17 protein-coding genes are annotated in these 16,978 nt (G+C 42.8%); 10 read left to right on the top strand and 7 right to left on the bottom strand.

The window, feature by feature from the left end; all coding sequences use genetic code 11:
- The first annotated feature begins 60 nt into the window (after positions 1-60).
- A complete protein-coding gene (locus tag AC1DRQ_RS04490; protein ID WP_477422446.1) occupies positions 61-558 on the top strand; it encodes an anthrone oxygenase family protein in 498 nt (165 codons plus the stop codon).
- A 181-nt stretch (positions 559-739) separates the two neighbouring features.
- Positions 740-1,438 (top strand): head GIN domain-containing protein, encoded by a 699-nt coding sequence (locus tag AC1DRQ_RS04485; RefSeq protein WP_477422444.1) that lies wholly within the window; start codon positions 740-742, stop codon positions 1,436-1,438.
- A gap of 185 nt (positions 1,439-1,623) precedes the next feature.
- Here AC1DRQ_RS04485 and AC1DRQ_RS04480 read toward each other — a convergent pair whose 3' ends face one another.
- The gene (locus AC1DRQ_RS04480; protein WP_477422443.1) at positions 1,624-3,066 is read right to left on the bottom strand and encodes an alpha/beta fold hydrolase; all 1,443 of its coding nucleotides are present in this window, start codon (positions 3,064-3,066) and stop codon (positions 1,624-1,626) included.
- A 79-nt stretch (positions 3,067-3,145) separates the two neighbouring features.
- Positions 3,146-3,637: a nuclear transport factor 2 family protein gene (locus AC1DRQ_RS04475; RefSeq protein WP_477422442.1), complete on the bottom strand. Its 492-nt coding sequence runs from the start codon at positions 3,635-3,637 to the stop codon at positions 3,146-3,148.
- 236 nt (positions 3,638-3,873) lie between these two features.
- On the opposite strand from AC1DRQ_RS04475, the gene AC1DRQ_RS04470 reads away from it, so the two are divergent.
- From AC1DRQ_RS04470 to AC1DRQ_RS04460, 3 genes are read left to right on the top strand one after another with little or no spacing between them, the layout of a single operon-like run.
- On the top strand, positions 3,874-4,224 hold the full coding sequence (locus AC1DRQ_RS04470; RefSeq protein ID WP_477422440.1) for a Bor/Iss family lipoprotein: 351 nt from the start codon (positions 3,874-3,876) through the stop codon (positions 4,222-4,224).
- 12 nt (positions 4,225-4,236) lie between these two features.
- Positions 4,237-5,751, top strand: a complete 1,515-nt coding sequence (locus AC1DRQ_RS04465; RefSeq protein WP_477422439.1) for an FAD-binding protein — start codon at positions 4,237-4,239, stop codon at positions 5,749-5,751.
- Positions 5,724-7,082: a hypothetical protein gene (locus AC1DRQ_RS04460; protein ID WP_477422437.1), complete on the top strand. Its 1,359-nt coding sequence runs from the start codon at positions 5,724-5,726 to the stop codon at positions 7,080-7,082. Before AC1DRQ_RS04465 ends, AC1DRQ_RS04460 begins: the two co-directional genes overlap by 28 nt.
- A 3-nt stretch (positions 7,083-7,085) precedes the next feature.
- On the opposite strand, the gene AC1DRQ_RS04455 is transcribed toward AC1DRQ_RS04460, so the two are convergent.
- The 3 genes from AC1DRQ_RS04455 to AC1DRQ_RS04445 form a co-directional block, all read right to left on the bottom strand.
- Positions 7,086-7,916, bottom strand: coding sequence for a glycoside hydrolase family 25 protein (locus AC1DRQ_RS04455; protein ID WP_477422435.1), 831 nt, complete (start codon positions 7,914-7,916; stop codon positions 7,086-7,088).
- Between the two features lie 104 nt (positions 7,917-8,020).
- Entirely contained in the window at positions 8,021-8,413 is a 393-nt protein-coding gene (locus tag AC1DRQ_RS04450) for a group III truncated hemoglobin (RefSeq protein ID WP_477422434.1), read from the bottom strand.
- Between the two features lie 478 nt (positions 8,414-8,891).
- The gene (locus tag AC1DRQ_RS04445) at positions 8,892-9,794 is read right to left on the bottom strand and encodes a gliding motility protein GldB-related protein (protein WP_477422432.1); all 903 of its coding nucleotides are present in this window, start codon (positions 9,792-9,794) and stop codon (positions 8,892-8,894) included.
- 199 nt (positions 9,795-9,993) lie between these two features.
- Between AC1DRQ_RS04445 and AC1DRQ_RS04440 the strand changes: the two genes are divergently transcribed.
- The 4 genes from AC1DRQ_RS04440 to AC1DRQ_RS04425 all read left to right on the top strand — a co-directional run bounded on the left by AC1DRQ_RS04440 (position 9,994) and on the right by AC1DRQ_RS04425 (position 14,160).
- Positions 9,994-10,431 carry a MarR family winged helix-turn-helix transcriptional regulator gene (locus tag AC1DRQ_RS04440; protein ID WP_477422431.1) on the top strand — a complete coding sequence of 146 codons (438 nt, stop codon included), beginning with the start codon at positions 9,994-9,996 and terminating at the stop codon, positions 10,429-10,431.
- 28 nt (positions 10,432-10,459) lie between these two features.
- A complete protein-coding gene (locus tag AC1DRQ_RS04435; protein WP_477422429.1) occupies positions 10,460-11,716 on the top strand; it encodes an MFS transporter in 1,257 nt (418 codons plus the stop codon).
- Positions 11,717-11,736: 20 nt separating this feature from the next.
- The gene (locus AC1DRQ_RS04430; protein ID WP_477422427.1) at positions 11,737-12,303 is read left to right on the top strand and encodes an isochorismatase family protein; all 567 of its coding nucleotides are present in this window, start codon (positions 11,737-11,739) and stop codon (positions 12,301-12,303) included.
- A gap of 306 nt (positions 12,304-12,609) precedes the next feature.
- The gene (locus AC1DRQ_RS04425; protein ID WP_477422426.1) at positions 12,610-14,160 is read left to right on the top strand and encodes a M20/M25/M40 family metallo-hydrolase; all 1,551 of its coding nucleotides are present in this window, start codon (positions 12,610-12,612) and stop codon (positions 14,158-14,160) included.
- 76 nt (positions 14,161-14,236) lie between these two features.
- On the opposite strand, the gene AC1DRQ_RS04420 is transcribed toward AC1DRQ_RS04425, so the two are convergent.
- Together AC1DRQ_RS04420 and AC1DRQ_RS04415 are read right to left on the bottom strand one after the other, a co-directional pair.
- Positions 14,237-15,277 (bottom strand): NAD(P)-dependent alcohol dehydrogenase, encoded by a 1,041-nt coding sequence (locus tag AC1DRQ_RS04420; protein WP_477422424.1) that lies wholly within the window; start codon positions 15,275-15,277, stop codon positions 14,237-14,239.
- A gap of 81 nt (positions 15,278-15,358) precedes the next feature.
- Positions 15,359-16,246 carry a helix-turn-helix domain-containing protein gene (locus tag AC1DRQ_RS04415; protein WP_477422422.1) on the bottom strand — a complete coding sequence of 296 codons (888 nt, stop codon included), beginning with the start codon at positions 16,244-16,246 and terminating at the stop codon, positions 15,359-15,361.
- Between the two features lie 171 nt (positions 16,247-16,417).
- Between AC1DRQ_RS04415 and AC1DRQ_RS04410 the strand changes: the two genes are divergently transcribed.
- Positions 16,418-16,810, top strand: a complete 393-nt coding sequence (locus AC1DRQ_RS04410; protein WP_477422420.1) for a putative quinol monooxygenase — start codon at positions 16,418-16,420, stop codon at positions 16,808-16,810.
- Positions 16,811-16,978: the final 168 nt, after the last annotated feature.

Below are 16,978 nucleotides of genomic sequence, written 5' to 3'. Positions count from 1 at the left end.
TTTTGTTCTATCTTCATATCTACAGATCACTGATTTTTGTTATAACAAAATAAAAAAGTCATGACAAACAAAACCATTGTATTACTCATTACCGCGGTATCAACCTCTTTAATCGGCGGGCTGTTTTACGCTTACGCCTGTTCCGTTACACTTGGCTTGGGCCGTTTAGCCGATGCCGCCTATCTCTCGGCTATGCAATCAATTAACCGGGCTATTTTAAACCCGGTATTTTTTGCCAGTTTTTTAGGGACGATGTTATGGTTACCTGTATGCACCTATATAAATTTTGATAGCTCATTGTCCCTGCGTTTTTACTTACTGCTGGCCGCTACCTTAATGTATGCCATCGGGGTTTTTGGTGTAACCATGTTTGGCAATGTACCTATGAATAATTTGCTTGATAAGGTTGATCTCAAATCTTTAACCCTTCAGCAACTTGCCGAACAAAGGCAAAAGTTTGAAGGCCCCTGGAACAGCCTTAACAATATCCGTACGGTAGCTTCATTTTTAACCATAGTTTTGGTTATATGGGCATGCCTGGCTCCAAACAAACAGTAATTACCTATTTTAAAGTTTGGATTAATGGTGATCTTAATTGCTTAAAAATGAATGATCTGTATGGTTGTTAAGAGATATATTTATTAGATTTAATTTTAATTTCAGGCTAAGCGATGAGAATATATAAAACAGTTTGCAACTATTTACCCGTACAAAGCGTCTTTTAAAAAACAACCATATTATGAAAAGAAAAGTCTTTTTTTTACTGGCATCAGCTATAGTGATGATGACCTTAAATACCTTTGCCCAGAGTGGACAAAGCAGGTCGGTTTCGGGCTTTAACAGTATTGAATCAGGCGGGCCATTTAATGTTCATATTAAAATTAGCGGAACAGAAAGCATAAGGCTTGATATTGATGACGATGTTGTTAACGACGTTAAAACCGAGGTAGTGAACGGTTCCTTGCGGGTAGGGTTTAAAAACCATTTTTCGTTTCACCGCAATATTAAAAGGGCCGATATTTATATCACCGCGAAATCGCTTAACGCCCTTGCAAACAGCGGATCAGGTAATATGGACCTGGATGGGGTTTTAACCGGCGATAATGTTAAGGTAATACTAAGCGGATCAGGCAATGTGCGGGCCGCTCTTAAATCAAGCTCACTGGAAACAAGGATCAGCGGATCGGGCGGTATAAACCTGAAAGGAAGTACGGGTGATGCTGAAGTCAGGATCTCCGGTTCTGGAGAGATTGATGGAAAAGGGCTGACCGCCGAAACAGTAATAGCATCCATAAGCGGATCGGGCGGTGTTAATATCAGGGCAAATAAAACAGTATCTGCACGTATAACAGGTTCGGGAAGCGTGTCATACGCAGGCAATGCCACCATTGGCGAAACAAGATATACCGGCTCAGGCCGGGTTAATAAGGTCGACTAAAACCATATTTTCCTATAAAAAAAGCCTTCAAACTTTGAAGGCTTTTTTTGTTTGTAAGAATTTTAATTGGGGTAAATGATTTTGATACCCCACTGTCGTAAGCACCCCTCAAATTTCAGGATTGAAATGTATGTCGGGGATTATAAATAGGCAGTATAAGTGTTTACTGGTGGTGTAATCAAATGTTACTCTACAGTAAGGTTTTTTGATTGTGAAACTATTTTTTTAAACGGGTTATTTAAAAACATATCTACATAATCAATGCCATCTACTGAAAACCCAGGCGCGTGCCCCCGGTTATGAATAATTAACAATTGGCTGTTGGGCATATAACGCTTAATGACTCTATTATAAAATGGTCTGCACCAGGGGTCAATATCACCCGAGGTAATTATCGCCGGAACGGTTGAATACACCGGGTTCTTGGCTATTTTGGGTTCCGGATTTACTTGCCAGCAAGCGCATATGGGATGGTTTACATTATTAAATGGGTATGCTGATAGCCAGGGTAACACAATATCCTGCTGCTTTTCCAGCTTAGGGTCTGAATATTGTATTTGTTCGGTGCAATAAACGGAGTATCTCATGCCGAGAGAAATATTATTGTCTCCAGAAAAATACCCATCAAACACCTCAGTTACATATTTACGGTGATTGCCTTTTATTATGTCGCTTATCACCAAAGGGACTGTGCTTACCTGGCTGGTATTTAATCGGTTAATAATCGCATCAAGTAGTTCGTTTTTAGTATAAACGATATTAAGGCTGTCCTTGCTGCCTTTTTCAAGATATCTTATGGAAAACTTTTTTCCAGTAATTTCTGTAAAGTATTTATGAAAACCTGATCTTAAATTTCCGTAAACAATCTTGTTTACGGAGTCTGCATTACAATTATCAAATACTTGCTCCAGGGCTTCATTGATATTTAACAAACCATGTTCTTCATAATTTACATAGCTGGGAAGAGGCGAATTCAAAATCAACCTGCGAACACCCTCCGGATGGTTTCGCGCCATAGTCAGCATAAGCCCGCCACTATATGATATTCCAACCAGGTTAAGTGAATCAACGTGCAGAGCCAGCCTCAAATCATTAATATCCTCGGTACTTTCTATTGTATTATAAGCCGATAGATCAATTCCCTGTTTGGTGAATTTATCGTGGCATTGCCTTACGGCTGCAAGTACCAGGCTGTCTTTATTTTTTCTATCCTTATAGCTTTTTCTGATAGCTGCATTTACTTCCATACAATCCAGGCAGGGCTGCGCCCTTTTGGTTCCCCGTTGGTCAAAAGCAATAAAACCGCCGTATCTTAAAAAGCCGGAGTTATAACTGATGCTATCAATATTGGCAGTAGTGCTGTAACCAGGCCCACCTGTAGTGTACAGCGAAATGTTTTTTTTAGGGTCCTGATCTGGTCTGCGCACAAAGAAAAAAGGGATTTTTATTTTACGCCCGTTAGGTTGCGCGCGATTCTCAGGTACAACCAGAAAACCCGTTTTAAGGATCAGCCGTGAATCAGCTTTAACCATATTCGGATAAGGTTCTATTAATGGCTTATATGTTTGACAATAAGCGTCGTTATTAACGATGAGAAGCAAAAACAGGATAATAAAAGATAGTTTCATTGGCATTGAGCGGTTTAAAATAACGATTAATTGATCTGTGATTTAAGAGTTAATTATCTGGCTTTTATATGTTATTGGATCAATGATCATAACTAATCACCCTCGTAATTTTCCACTCGTTATTCTTGTATTGCCATACGTGCAAAAATTTTAAAAGACCAACTACTTCCTTGCCATTTTCAACATGTGTAAATTTATGTAAGCCTACTTCAATAGCCCCAAAATCTTTGATCTGGTAAACTTCAAGGCTGCCCTTTACAAGCTCTCTTTTTAAGCCGGTAGCCTTATTTTGCACAAACATTTTTTCAAAGTTTTTCATGGTTTCATCATAGTAGGTAAGGCCCCCAAGGTCATGGTAAAACTCTACATTATCGGCAAAAACGGTTTTTAGCTTTTGCATATCGCGGGCGTTAAAGGCGTCAAAACAAACACTGTCCATGTGTAAAATGGTGTTGTACAGTTGCTGGTCAAAATGTTTTTGGGTTGTTTGTGCCTGAGCATGCTGAGGTAAAACCCCGGTAATAAACAAAACAACAGGTACTATCAGGAAATTCAATATAGAGGTTCTCATTTTTTTATCTTAAAGACGTTTGGCTGGTGCTAACCGTTACAGCAAATTAACTTATTGCCAATACAATAAGTTATAGCTTCCTATTCAATACAAAAAATCAACACTGGTTTAATGAACTCTGTAAAATGCGTAAAACTACGTATAAAAATAAAGTGATTTTACTAAACTGAAAATCAGTTATTTATGTATCTTTATTTACATAGCACAGGTTAATAACTCTATTAATTATAAGCCCTATGATATCACCACAACTAACCCTTAAAGGCCATTGCCGTAAATTTCTGCTGGCGCTGACCATCACACTTACTTTAAACAGCTGCTACACCACCCGCGTGGCCACGCAGGCGCAAGCCGGTACTGAGGTTTCTGGCAGAACCGTTAATTCCTTTTTTTGGGGACTAATTCAAAATCCTAAAAGGGTAAATACCCCAATTTGCGACTCGTTGGGTGTTAATGGTTTGGCCGAGGTAACCGTGAAAAATAATTTTGGTTATTCGCTTATTACAGTTGTTACCCTGGGCATCTGGAGCCCAACCCGGGTAGAGTGGAAATGTGGTAAACCATGTCAAAAAGTAGGAAAACTATAAAATCAGCAGCAGATGAAAGTTATTAAAACGGGAGATAAAACCTGGGAAAACCGGCATGAAGTATTTGTTGAAGATATTAATGACCTGTATGAATTAGCTAATGAGGATAATCTGGATGCCCTGGATGGATATAATGATAGTACAAAAGGTATTCAGGTACTTATAGCTAATGCAATAGCTACCAATACCCCATTGCGCGCATTGGGTGCGGGGTGGTCATGGATGAAAATAGCGACCGTAAATAAGGGTATAATGCTGGATACCAAACCGCTAAATACCATATTTGATATTACGGCTAACAGTGTTTCGCCCGATTATGCAGGGAACCCGGCTCACCTGGTTTTTGCGCAGAGCGGCAACGGTGTATGGGAGCTCAACAAACATTTAAGGCAAAAGGGGCTTTCACTAAAAACTTCGGGTGCCAGCAACGGGCAAACTATAGCCGGGGCCTTTAGTACGGGAACCCATGGCGCCGCTTTTGATTTTGGGGCCACTCAGGATTTTATTGTGGGTATACATCTTATAGTAGGGGCCAACAGGCACGTATGGCTCGAAAGAAAATCCGCACCGGTAGTATCCCAGGCTTTTATTGATCGTTTACAAACAGAACTTATTCAGGATGATGATCTTTTTAACGCTGCGCTGATTGGTTTTGGGAGCTTTGGTATTATTCACGGGGTAATGATTGAGGCAGAAGATCTGTTTTTGCTGGAAACCTATATGCAGCGATTGCCTTATGATGATTCGCTAAAGGCCATCATGAACACACTTGATTTTAGCAACGCCAACTTACCTTGCGGTAACGAACGCCCGTTCCATCTTTCGGTATATCTTAATCCTTATGATATGGATGGTGGCGCTTATGTTACTACGATGTATAAACGCCCTTATGTTGATGGATACCAGCCTCCTGTCGAAAACGTAAACGGGATTGGTCCCGGTGATGACGCCCCCACCTTTATTGGAGCGGTAACCGAGGCCATACCCGCATTGGTGCCGCTGATGGTTAATAAAGTACTCGGCGCAAGTATTACACCCTATGATAAACAGTTTGGCACTTTAGGCGAAATTTTCAGCAATACCACCCTACACGGCAAGCTGTTAAGCGCGGCAATAGGCATTCCGCTTGCTGAGGTTACCCGGGTGGCCGACCTGATGCTGGAAATTAATGAAACCATAGGGCCTTTTACCGGTCTGTTTTCTTTCAGGTTTGTGAAGCAAACCAAGGCCACGCTGGGCTTTACCCGTTTTGAACATACCTGTGTAATGGAGCTCGACGGCGCTTTCTCTGACCGTACCTATAGTTATTATACCAAGGTTTGGGAAAAACTGGAGGATGAACAAATTCCGTTTACTTTTCATTGGGGAAAGGTGAATGAACTATCGCCAGAAAGATTATCAAATATGTATGGTCCCGCTGTTGACTCATGGATAGCGGCCCGTAACAAACTGCTCGACGCGGATAGCATGAGGATTTTTACCAATCCAATTATACAACAATGGGGGTTAGACAAAGTGATTGTTTAAAAACTAAGCCGGCTGATAAGGCGGCAAAATTATTCATCATCGTGGTGTTTAATTTTATTGCCTTATTAACGCAAGCGCAAACTCCCGCGCAAATCATCACCCAATTAAAGGAGGTGAATAATAAAGTTGCCGCTACGCCCTGCAACACCGGGCAGGGTATGCTCATATCCAATAAGGCGATGAACATTTTCCTATCCAACAAGGTGAGCTCTTATCTTTCTGATGGTACCGATCTTTCGCCGTACAAAAATTACGTGAACCTGAATACGGCCGAAGGCAGGCTTTCTATCAGTCATAATTTTCACCAACCGGTTGATTCTGACGACTACGTACGAGGGTTTATAGTTATAGGTGCAAGGGTTAATGTAGCCAATACCTACGCCGCCCGGTTTTCAAACAAATACTTTGATAACCAGTTAGGGTTTACGCTTCAAAAAACCTGGATGGGAAAGCCAGTAACCAGGTTTGATGGATGCGGCAGCCAAAAATTATCAATGGATGCACAAAGGGCCGTGCTTTTACATAGCCTTCAAACAGAGGTAGAAAAAAAGGCTGCCGATTATGAGCGGGCATTAGATTCCATTAAACAAACAGAGATCCCTGGTCAGGATATGGCTACGGCAAAGAATAATTTAAGGCGTGATTTTTATGCCGCCCTAAGACTTGACTATCTGCAAAAGTTTTCGGAGGCACAATCAGACCTGCTGGTACAAAGCAATGGTTTTAAACTAATAACCGACGACTGGACTACGTTTGGCGTTTATGTACCGGTAATACCTCAAAAGTTTCAAATAAGTACCGATCTTACTGCTGATGTTACTAAACGGCATAATTATCCGTTCGAGGTTTTTTTAACCCACACCCGGTTTTATGAAAGGCCTAAGTTTGGAAGAGTTTTTCTCACTTTAAACGCCAAAGGGTTTATTAATAATTCGGTACAAAGCGGAGCCCTTTATTATGCCGATGTAAACGGACAGGCAGTTGACAACGGAACCAGCACAATTGTTTTGAATCAGGGCAATCGTTTTATAGGGAATTACAAGAACTTTTTTACCCCGGTAGTGTCGGGCAAATTAGTATACATCCCCGGTAATTCGCATGTAGGTGTAAGCTTTCGGATCGAGAAAAACTTTGGCAGCTATCACGCGCTTAATTCCATATTGGGGGTACCCATTGTTTTGATAGATAAAAAAGGGGTTCCGGTTATAAATTTTGAATGCCAGCTATTGTTTTCAGACATGAGTAATTCTATCAATAAAACGCAGCTTCCGGGTAATAAAACCGCTATAGGTTTAACCGTAGGGATCCCGTTCAGTAAAATTGTTTATTGAAAATTACGGTATCAGCAATTTCCGAAAAGCAGTGCTATCACCCTTGAAAATATTAAAATCAACCTTTTGGTTAATGCCATTTATACGGGCCTTATCTGAGTGTTGCCAAAACTGCCAGTTGGTTTTACTGCTTACGTTTAATACGGGTTGATAATAGTGCGCTATCCATAAGGTATAATCGTCAAAATAACCACTCAGGTAGTCCTGGTAAAAGCTGATGTTGGTATAAATAATAGGTTTTACACCCGTCTTGTTTTCTATATGATTAACAAAAGACAGTAGCTGCTCGCGCATTTTTGCAGGCGATGTTTTATATAGCTGTTCCACATCCACCACCATGGGCAGGTCGCCTTTTTCAACTTTTACGGTTTGCAAAAAGAACCGGGCTTGCCATAAACCACTTTTTTGAGGCAGAAAAAAATGATATGCCCCGCAAATAATGCCGGCCTTGGGAGCCTCGCGCCAGTTACGCTGAAAATAGGGATCCATACTTAAAACCCCCTCAGTTGCTTTTATAAAAGCGAAGGAGATATGCACGCCATCATCGTTCATGGCTTTAACCTTTTGCCAGTTTATTTTGCCCTGGTACGATGATACATCAATGCCATGAACGGTATAACCTGAGGGGATGCGCACGTTAAAGCTTTTATAGGTACGGTAGTTTTGATCCTGGCCAATATCCATTATCCAGCGCCAGGTAGCGCTAAAGCTCCGTAAAACGTAACCATAGTAAAAAGGTGAAAGTAATATGAGGAGCAGGCCCGCAATGGCTATTTTCCAATAAACGGATGCAGCCTGGTCTTTTTTCTTTTTAGGAGTAGGTTTTCTTTTCACGGGCGCTTTTGTTTTTGCGGGCGCTTGGGCTTTAACAGGAGTTTTTTTAACTGGGGGTGGCACAGTGCAAACTTACAAATTTGCCTTTATGCCCCGGCATGAGCTTACAATATATTGTGCGGATTATTTTTAAAGTGCGCTATCTTCAGTTGAAATAGCTGAGCCATTTTACCTGCGCGCCATTTGGCTTCATCAGCTTTTTCACCGGTAAACAGGCTGTCAATGGTGGCATTGAACAGGCTGAGCCAGGTGTCAAAGTGCGCGGCATCAACCGGGAGTTTGGCATGGGGTGGAAAAGGAGCGCCGTTATAAGTATACTCTTCCAGTAAAACGGTTTGCCAAAAGGTATACATTTTTTCAAGGTGGGTTGTCCAGCGCCCGCCCAGGCGTTCCATAAAAACAGGAGCCAGCAGGGCATCGTCAGCTACCCGGGTATAAAAAGTATCTACCAGCAGTTTGATATCATCAAGCGTTGCTATGTCGTGTTTGGGTTCCATGTTCACTTATCACAAAGGTGAGGTTTTGGGTTGATAGTTATTTAATGTCGGAGTAATTTTTGATGGCCAAGGTAATCCCGGCATATATTCCCTCCCTTGGGAGGGGTGAGGTGGATAGTGCGGTGGTAGGGAGGGGTTTCTACAGGCGATACAAACTTGCATGGACACCAAACCCCTTCCTCCCCCTTCCCAAGGGAAGGAATCGCACTGGCCCTAAGCTTTCTTTTGATTCTTTAGAACTGGTGGCGGCAGAGACTGTGTCAATCGCTTTTAAAGTTTATTGGGCTAAAGCCACTTTTCAATTTTGTAATTACCGCCCCATAAATGGGACGGCAATGAATTTTGATACTATTTCGGGATGTGTTTTTATTCATTGCCGTTTGGCTTTAGCCAACGGTTAAATTCAAGTGCCTAAAAAGGCTTTAGCCAAAAACTTTTCTGTGGTTGGCCTTTTAAAAGTGATTTCCGTGCGAACCGGCTATTTCAGATATTTATCCAGGTAGCCACTTTTTTTCAAAAAATCCGTATAATCCTTAATGTTCAGGATATCATGTATAGCCTGTTTTTTATCAGTCGCTTTGGCGTAATAGTGAGCGATGATCTGATAACCTATCCAATAACCCAGGTCATTGGGGCGGTCGTCTTTTTTAGAGGTCCCGTAAAGCCAGTCGTTATAATCGGTGCCGTTCATTTTTGAAACAAACTCCTGGCAAAGCTTGTCAGCGTGCATGTTGCCATAGTTGTTGGGGGCCTCGTTACCGTGAGCTCCGGATATCATTTCGCCTATAAAATCGGCGCTGCCCTCCAGTATGCTTTGTTGCAGCAGGGTTGGGTCGTCGCTGGGCCAGGTTTGCTGAAAATGTATCAGCTCATGGGCTACAATACCCGGTATGCCATCAATGTTGGTTTGCATTTCGGCGCCAATAAATAGGCCTTGTTTACCAGATGTTCCGCCGGAGTTATAGGCGCCAATAACAAAATAAACAGGCGGAAACTTAGCTGCCGGGTACAGATATTTTAAGGCGTAAAACGTGCTCCGGGATTGCTTTTCCTTTTCTTTTATCCGCAGGGTGCTGGCCCGTACTTTCGCGTAATCACCTTGTCGCTTTTTTACCACCTGGTACAGGTGCTCTGCGCTTTGTATGCGGTTGGGCGTAAAACCGGCCACTCCCTCGCTTCCAACAGCAATATACTCCGGGCCAAAGGTGTTTACGGTGGTATCTTTTTTAAAATCATCGTAAGCTTTCCAAAATTTATCGATGTCGCTGGTTACAAACCGGGCGCTGTCTGGCGAATTAGAAAAACCGCTTTGTGCAAAACCATGTACATAAAAAGCAAGCAGTAAGGTAATCAGGATGAGGGTTTTGTGGCGTTGATGCATGTTAAAAAAGTTAGCTGTGAGGAAGACGCACTGAAAATAAAAAAGGTTGCATTTCCCCGGTCAAATTATTTGTTTAACCTAAAGATATATAGGGGCGCACCATATAATCCATATCCCCGCATCTTTTTCTTTATGACTTTCAACGGATAATACTATGCCTATATTTGTAAGGTAAACTTACAAGTTTGCTTAATTAATTATGACAGAGCAAAAAGATACCCTGCTGGCATCTGAACTACGTACCGTAGTAACGCGCCTAATTAAAAAACTACGCAAGCAGTCGTCTACGGCCGCGCAATTGTCGCTTACCGAGCGGTCAACCATTGCCCTTTTAGATCAGCATGGCGAATTGTTGCCTAATGAACTGGCTGCTATGGAAAAGATCACTACGCAGAGCATGTCGCAGATACTGAGTAAGCTACAGGAGATGGGGCTTATTAAAAGGCGCATATCTGAAACCGATAAGCGTAAGGCCATCATCACCCTGTCTGATCTGGGGCGCACCATGTTGTACCAGGTACGTAATGAGCGCGATGAATGGCTTAACAAGGCACTGGAAGCCACCTGCACAGCAGAGGAAAAGGCACTGCTTAAAAAGGTCATAGGGCCTTTAACCAAATTAGTTGATTTTGATTGATCCCCAAAAAAGGAGGGGAAGATGAGTAATGAATATAAATACATTTAATGCTTTTAAAAGCCGCAATTACCGGCTTTATTTTACCGGGCAATCCATATCATTAGTGGGTACCTGGATGCAGAAAACCGCTGTAAGCTGGGTGGTTTACTCGCTAACACACTCGCAGTTTATGCTTGGGGTTACACTTTTTGCCAGCTTGTTCCCATCGTTCTTATTGTCATTTTTGGGCGGGGTAGTATCTGACAGGTATAACCGCTTCCGTTTGCTGCTGGCCACACAGGCCGCCTCTATGATACAGGCCTTATTGCTTACCGCGCTGGTGTTCTGGGGGCATTATGTGGTTTGGGAAATTATAGCGCTTAGTGTGGTTCTGGGTGTCATCAACGCGTTTGATGTGCCTGCCCGGCAATCACTGGTGTACGAAATGGTGAACAAAGCCGATCTGCCTAATGCCCTCGCGCTTAATTCATCCATGGTAAACTTATCGCGATTGATAGGTCCGGGTATAGCAGGGTTGATACTGGAAAAATTTGGCGATACGGTATGTTTTGGCATGAATGCCCTAAGTTTTATAGCGGTAATAGGTTCGTTACTGATGATGAGGCTGCCAAAATTAGCATCTGCAAAACATGATAAAAATATCTTCTTTGAACTAAAGGAAGGGTTCGACTATATCAAAAATACCCCATCTATCAAATTTGTACTGGCTATGCTGGCTATGATCAGTCTCATGGTTTTACCCTTCAGTACGCTGATACCCGTGTATGCCAAGGATATTTTTAAAGGCACGGCATCAACCTTTGGGGTTATTGATAGTGTGATAGGATTGGGCGCGTTTTCGGGTGCCATTTTCCTGGCCTCATTAAAGCCTGGCCACAACCTGAAAAAGATCCTGGCCATCAGTACCCTGATATTCGGGGGCGGGCTGGTCATTTTTTCGCACATGCATAACTATCCTTTGGCCCTGTTATTTGCAGCTATAACCGGCTTCGGGATGATGGCGCAGATCACCATCAGTAATACCCTGATCCAAACTACTGTTGCACCCGCCATGCGCGGGAGGGTGATCAGCTTTTACGCTATGGCCTTCTTCGGGATGCAACCGCTTGGTGGTTTGCTGGTAGGTTCCGTTTCGCAATGGATAGGTACAGCAAATACGGTGATGGCCGAAGGGATGGTAGCACTGTCAATAGGCCTGCTGCACATCCGTTTCCTGCAGAAAAGCAAATTAAAAAAAGCCACCGTGCAAACATTAGAACAGCAACCCATCAACACACTCGCTTAAGAATAAATTAAACAAGAAACATGATAACTTCGTTAGATAAAAACACCGCCCTTGTATTAATTGATCTGCAAAATATGGTTGTAAAAATGGCTGCGGAGCAATTGATTACTCCTGTAATTAAAAACTCGGCCAAATTATTAGCCGCATTTCGTGAAGCTAAATTACCCGTGGTGATCGTTAATGTTAACCCGGTAGGTTCTGCCGCATCAAAAACGCGCAAAGACGCCAACAGATCAGTCAATGGCCCTTTGCCGGATAACGCATTGGATATTATTCCTGAAATAAAAACAGCAGAAGGGGATATCCTAATCACGAAAGAAACCTGGAACGCTTTTTACAATACCACGCTGCATACCGAATTGCAACATCAGGGTATTACCGGTATTATACTGGCCGGTGTTTCTACCAGTATTGGTGTGGAAGGCACGGCCCGGTCGGCCAATGAGTATGGTTACCATATTGCCTTTGCCAGCGATGCCATGACCGATCTGTTTCCTGAAGCGCATGCCCATAGCTTCAAATACATTTTTCCGCGTTTGGGCGAGGTGGGTACTACAGATGAGATCATTGCGAAGTTGGGGGAGTAGTAAGTATTCCTCTTACATACTCAGGATGTAAAAAACGTTCTTTATGGCTAAGTAAAAAAAACTATGTCATTTCGAACGATAGAGAGAAATCTTCTACAACTTTTCATACGAACTATGCATGATGTATAAGATTTCTCTTTCGCGCCACCCTTATTCCCTTTCTTTGCTCTATCGAAATGACATTTTTCAAAAAGATGTGTTCACACAGTAAGTCATACCGCAGGGCATTTTTTTAAAGAATGTATTAAACCTGTTACCCAAATCATAAGTGTTAGGGAGTTTGCTTGTTTTTTATAAATTAGGTTTATGAAAAATATTTACCATAATATCTGGCATAAAGTAAAGCCACTTGCTTTGGGCATGGTACTTTGCAGCAGCATTGCCGCCGCGCAGTCCAGTAACCCTGTTATTGACGCTATCATGAAAGAGGAAACCGCCAATTCGCAACTGGAAAAACTGGCGCATGAACTTTTTGATGGCGTTGGGCCGCGTTTAGTAGGCACACCGCAAATGAAACAGGCCAATGATTGGGCTGTAGCCAAATACAAAAGCTGGGACATACCCGCCCATAACGAAAAATGGGGCGAATGGCGTGGCTGGGAGCGGGGCATATCGCACATTGATATGGTTTCGCCGCGTATAAAATCACTGGAAGGTACGCAACTGGCCTGGAGCCCGGGTATGGGCAAAAAAACGGTTACCGCCGAAGTGATCATACTGCCAGACCTTGCCGACTCGGTTGCTTTTCAGCAGTGGCTGCCAAATGTTAAGGGCAAATTCGTGATGATATCCATGTGCCAGCCAACCGGCCGGCCCGATTATAACTGGCAGGAATTTGCTACCAAAGAATCATTTGACAAAATGAAGACTGAACGTACCGCCATGACCGACGCCTGGCGCAAGCGTATCAGCAAAACCGGTTATACCACCAAAACGCTTCCTGTTGCGCTTGAAAAAGCCGGTGCAGCAGGGATCCTGACCAATAACTGGTCGGCTGGTTTTGGGGTTGATAAAATATTTGGCGCCAATACCAAAATAGTGCCTACGGTTGATATTGCCTTGGAAGATTATGGGATGCTTTACCGCCTAAGTGAATCAGGAGGGAAACCGAAGATCAGTATGCACACCGAATCAAAAGAATTGGGTGTAGTGCCAACCTTTAATACCATTGCCGAAATAAAAGGCACGGAGAAACCGGATGAATATGTAATGCTTTCCGCACATTTCGACTCCTGGGATGGTGGCACCGGCGCTACCGATAACGGTACCGCTACCCTTACCATGATGGAGGCTATGCGCCTGTTAAAAAAATTCTATCCGCATCCTAAACGCACCATACTGGTAGGGCATTGGGGGAGTGAAGAAGAGGGTTTGAATGGTTCGCGCGCATTTGTGGAGGATCACCCCGAAATAGTTAAAAATTTACAGGCCCTGTTTAACCAGGATAACGGTACCGGACGGGTAGTTAACCTGTCGGGTCAAGGCTTTGCTGAAGCAAAGGATTACCTGGGCAGGTGGCTGGCAGCAGTACCCGATACCATTAAAAACCGGATAAAGACCAATTTCCCTGGTCAGCCCGGTGGTGGTGGGTCTGACTTTGCCTCGTTTGTGGCAGTTGGCGCCCCCGGATTTTCCTTAAGCTCGCTTAACTGGTCATACGGTGCATACACCTGGCATACCAACCGCGACACGTATGATAAAGTTATTTTTGACGACTTGCGGAATAACGCCATGCTGGCGGCTATCATGGCGTACATGGCCAGTGAAGACCCTGCAAAAACGGTGAACACCAAAACCGAAGGGATAAAATGGCCCGTTCAGGTTAAGGCAACACGCAGTGGCGGGTTGGATAAGTAATACTTTAAATAGACGAAACAAAAAAGAGCGCCTGCTTACAAGCAGGCGCTCTTTTTTATAAAGTGATTTTTTAAGATTACAGCGTAGCCATATCAATAACAAAACGGTAACGAACGTCGCCTTTAAGCATACGATCATAAGCCGCGGTAATATCTTTCATGTCAATCATTTCGATGTCTGAAACGATATTGTGTTCTGCGCAATAATCAAGCATTTCCTGAGTTTCGGGCAGGCCGCCAATTCCTGATCCTGAAACGCTTTTACGACCAGCCAAAAGCGAAAATGGATGAATGGCATAAGGCTCTGATGGTACGCCAACGCAAATGTGTGTACCATTTGTTTTTAATAACGACAGGTAAAGATTCATGTCGTGCTCGGCAGAAACCGTATCCAGAATAAAATCAAACGAACCTTTAACAGCTTCTAACTGGGCAGGGTCTGATGTTACCACAAAGTGGTGTGCACCTAAAGCTTTGGCAGCCTCTTCTTTAGATGGTGATGTACTTAAAACAGTAACATCGGCACCAAAAGCAACGCCAAATTTTACGCCCATGTGGCCTAATCCGCCAAGGCCTAATACGGCCAATTTGTGTCCTTTGCCTACTTTCCAGTAACGCAGCGGCGAGTAAGTGGTAATGCCCGCGCAAAGTAACGGCGCAGTAGCAGCAAGCGGTAGCTTATCAGAAATGTGCAGTACAAAATCCTCATGAACCACAATAGTGTTTGAATAGCCGCCGTAAGTTGGCACACCATCTTTACCCTTGCCATTGTAAGTTTGTACATTACCATTTAAACAGTATTGCTCTAATCCATCTTTGCAGTTATCACAGGTTCTGCAGGAGTCAACCAGGCAACCTACGCCTGCAAGATCATCTGCTTTAAATTTCTTTACATGATCGCCTACTTTAATTACTTTACCTACAATTTCGTGGCCTGGTACCATTGGGAAGATCCCCGGGAACCAATCGTTTTTTATTTGGTGAAGATCTGAGTGGCAAACACCACAGAATAATATTTCCAGTTGAACATCGCGTGGTCCAACTTCCCTGCGTTCAAAATCCCAGGGGGCTAAATCTGTTTCAGCGGTTTGAGCTGCATATCCTTTGGCTTGTATCATAGGTTTTATGTTTTATGTTAACAAATTTATAATGATTATCCTGTTTGGTAGCTAAACATTTCAAAGTAATAATTATACTTTTCAAAGAGCTTTTCTTAAAGCCATAGGAGTAAAGCCTGTATGCTTTTTAAAAAAGTTATTAAAATAAGAAGCATAATCAAAACCCAGGCTGGCGGCTATTTCCGCAACGCTCCAATCTGTATGGCTTAATAATGATTTTGCTTCAGCAAGTACCCTGTCATTAATATGGGTGGTGGTTGATCTGCCGGTAATTTCACGCACGGCAGCGTTTAAATGGTTTACGTGTACCGCCAGCTTGTCGGCGTAATCCCCGGCCTTTTTCAGCGCCAGCGAATACTGTGGCGATTCAACAGGAAATTGTTTCTCCAACAGGGTCAGAAATAGTTTAGCTATACGTGAGGCCGCGTTTTGAGGTGTGAAATAAGCCACGGCGGGCTGCATCTTAATAGCCTCATGAATAATCAGGTTCAGGTGGTTACGGATAAGCTCATATTTATATATGTATTCGCTGTCAAGCTCCTGCTGCATCCGGCAAAAAATGCTGTGGATATAATCAGCTTGCGTGTCATTCAGGAAATAAACAGGGTCGCCGCCGGCTTTAAATAAGGATGATTCCTCCAAGCTTTCCATGCGATTCCCGCTTTGCAGAAATTCATTCGTGAACACACAAAAATAACCTGCAGCTCCTTCATGATCACCCTCCCAGGAGTAAGGGACTAAAGGATTAGTAAATACGAGGGCAGGTTTATTGATCTCGATACCCCTGTTTGCATAAAGTAACTGGCTATTGCCACTGAGTTTTAAGGTGATCTTGTAAAAGTCGCGGCGGTTGTAAGAGGCGAGGTTGCAGTAACCCTCGTATATAGTAGCAACCCTGAACTGTGTAGAGTCGCCTTTATTGCTTTCAAAATTATAAGAACCGTTTTGGGGTGTGTTTAACGCTTGCATGTTCAAAGTTAAACATTTCAAAGAAAAAGCGAGGTGGTTGGTTGGAGGACCGGTATATTCAAAATTTACACTTTCTAAGAACCTCAGGTATATCTTCAGGAGATCCAGAGGGGTAGAAATAAGGCCTTTTTATTTAATGGGCTTTCGTATCTTAGGGTAAACAACAACTCAATGAAAAAGAAGATACTTTAWGTCATAGGCAGTGTGTTACTGGCATTTATTATAAATACAAAAGGTATGGGTCAGGAAAATATCCATATGTATAGAATAGCTAAAATTCAAGTCGACCCGGCACAACTGGATAAGTATAATATTGCTTTAAAGGAGCAAATGACTACTGCTATTCGTGTTGAACCGGGAGTGCTTAGTTATTATGCAGTTGCCGACAAAAAACAACCTTCTCACATTACAATCTTTGAAGTGTACGCCGATTCAACAGCATACAAAGCTCATATACAAGCCCCGCATTTTAAAAAGTACAAAGAAACCGTTCAGCACATGGTTAGCTTTTTAGAGGTTGTAGATGTAAATTTAATTGGTTCGGCAAAAAAGCCGGGAATGTGAAAAGTTGCATTTTTCGTCCCCTCAGGGTCTCTCGTGGGGACCTGTGGGAGTCACTGCAGCTACGGTAAAATATGATTTAAATTTACACTTGTCTGACTTGAGAAGACTTCATTTACCTTCAAATAGCGCTCAAAAATTACACTTCTCTGACTTTTTATCCAAATCGGT

This window comes from Mucilaginibacter sp. P4_E8, assembly GCF_056401495.1.
This window is presented reverse-complemented; position numbering and strand designations above follow the sequence as displayed.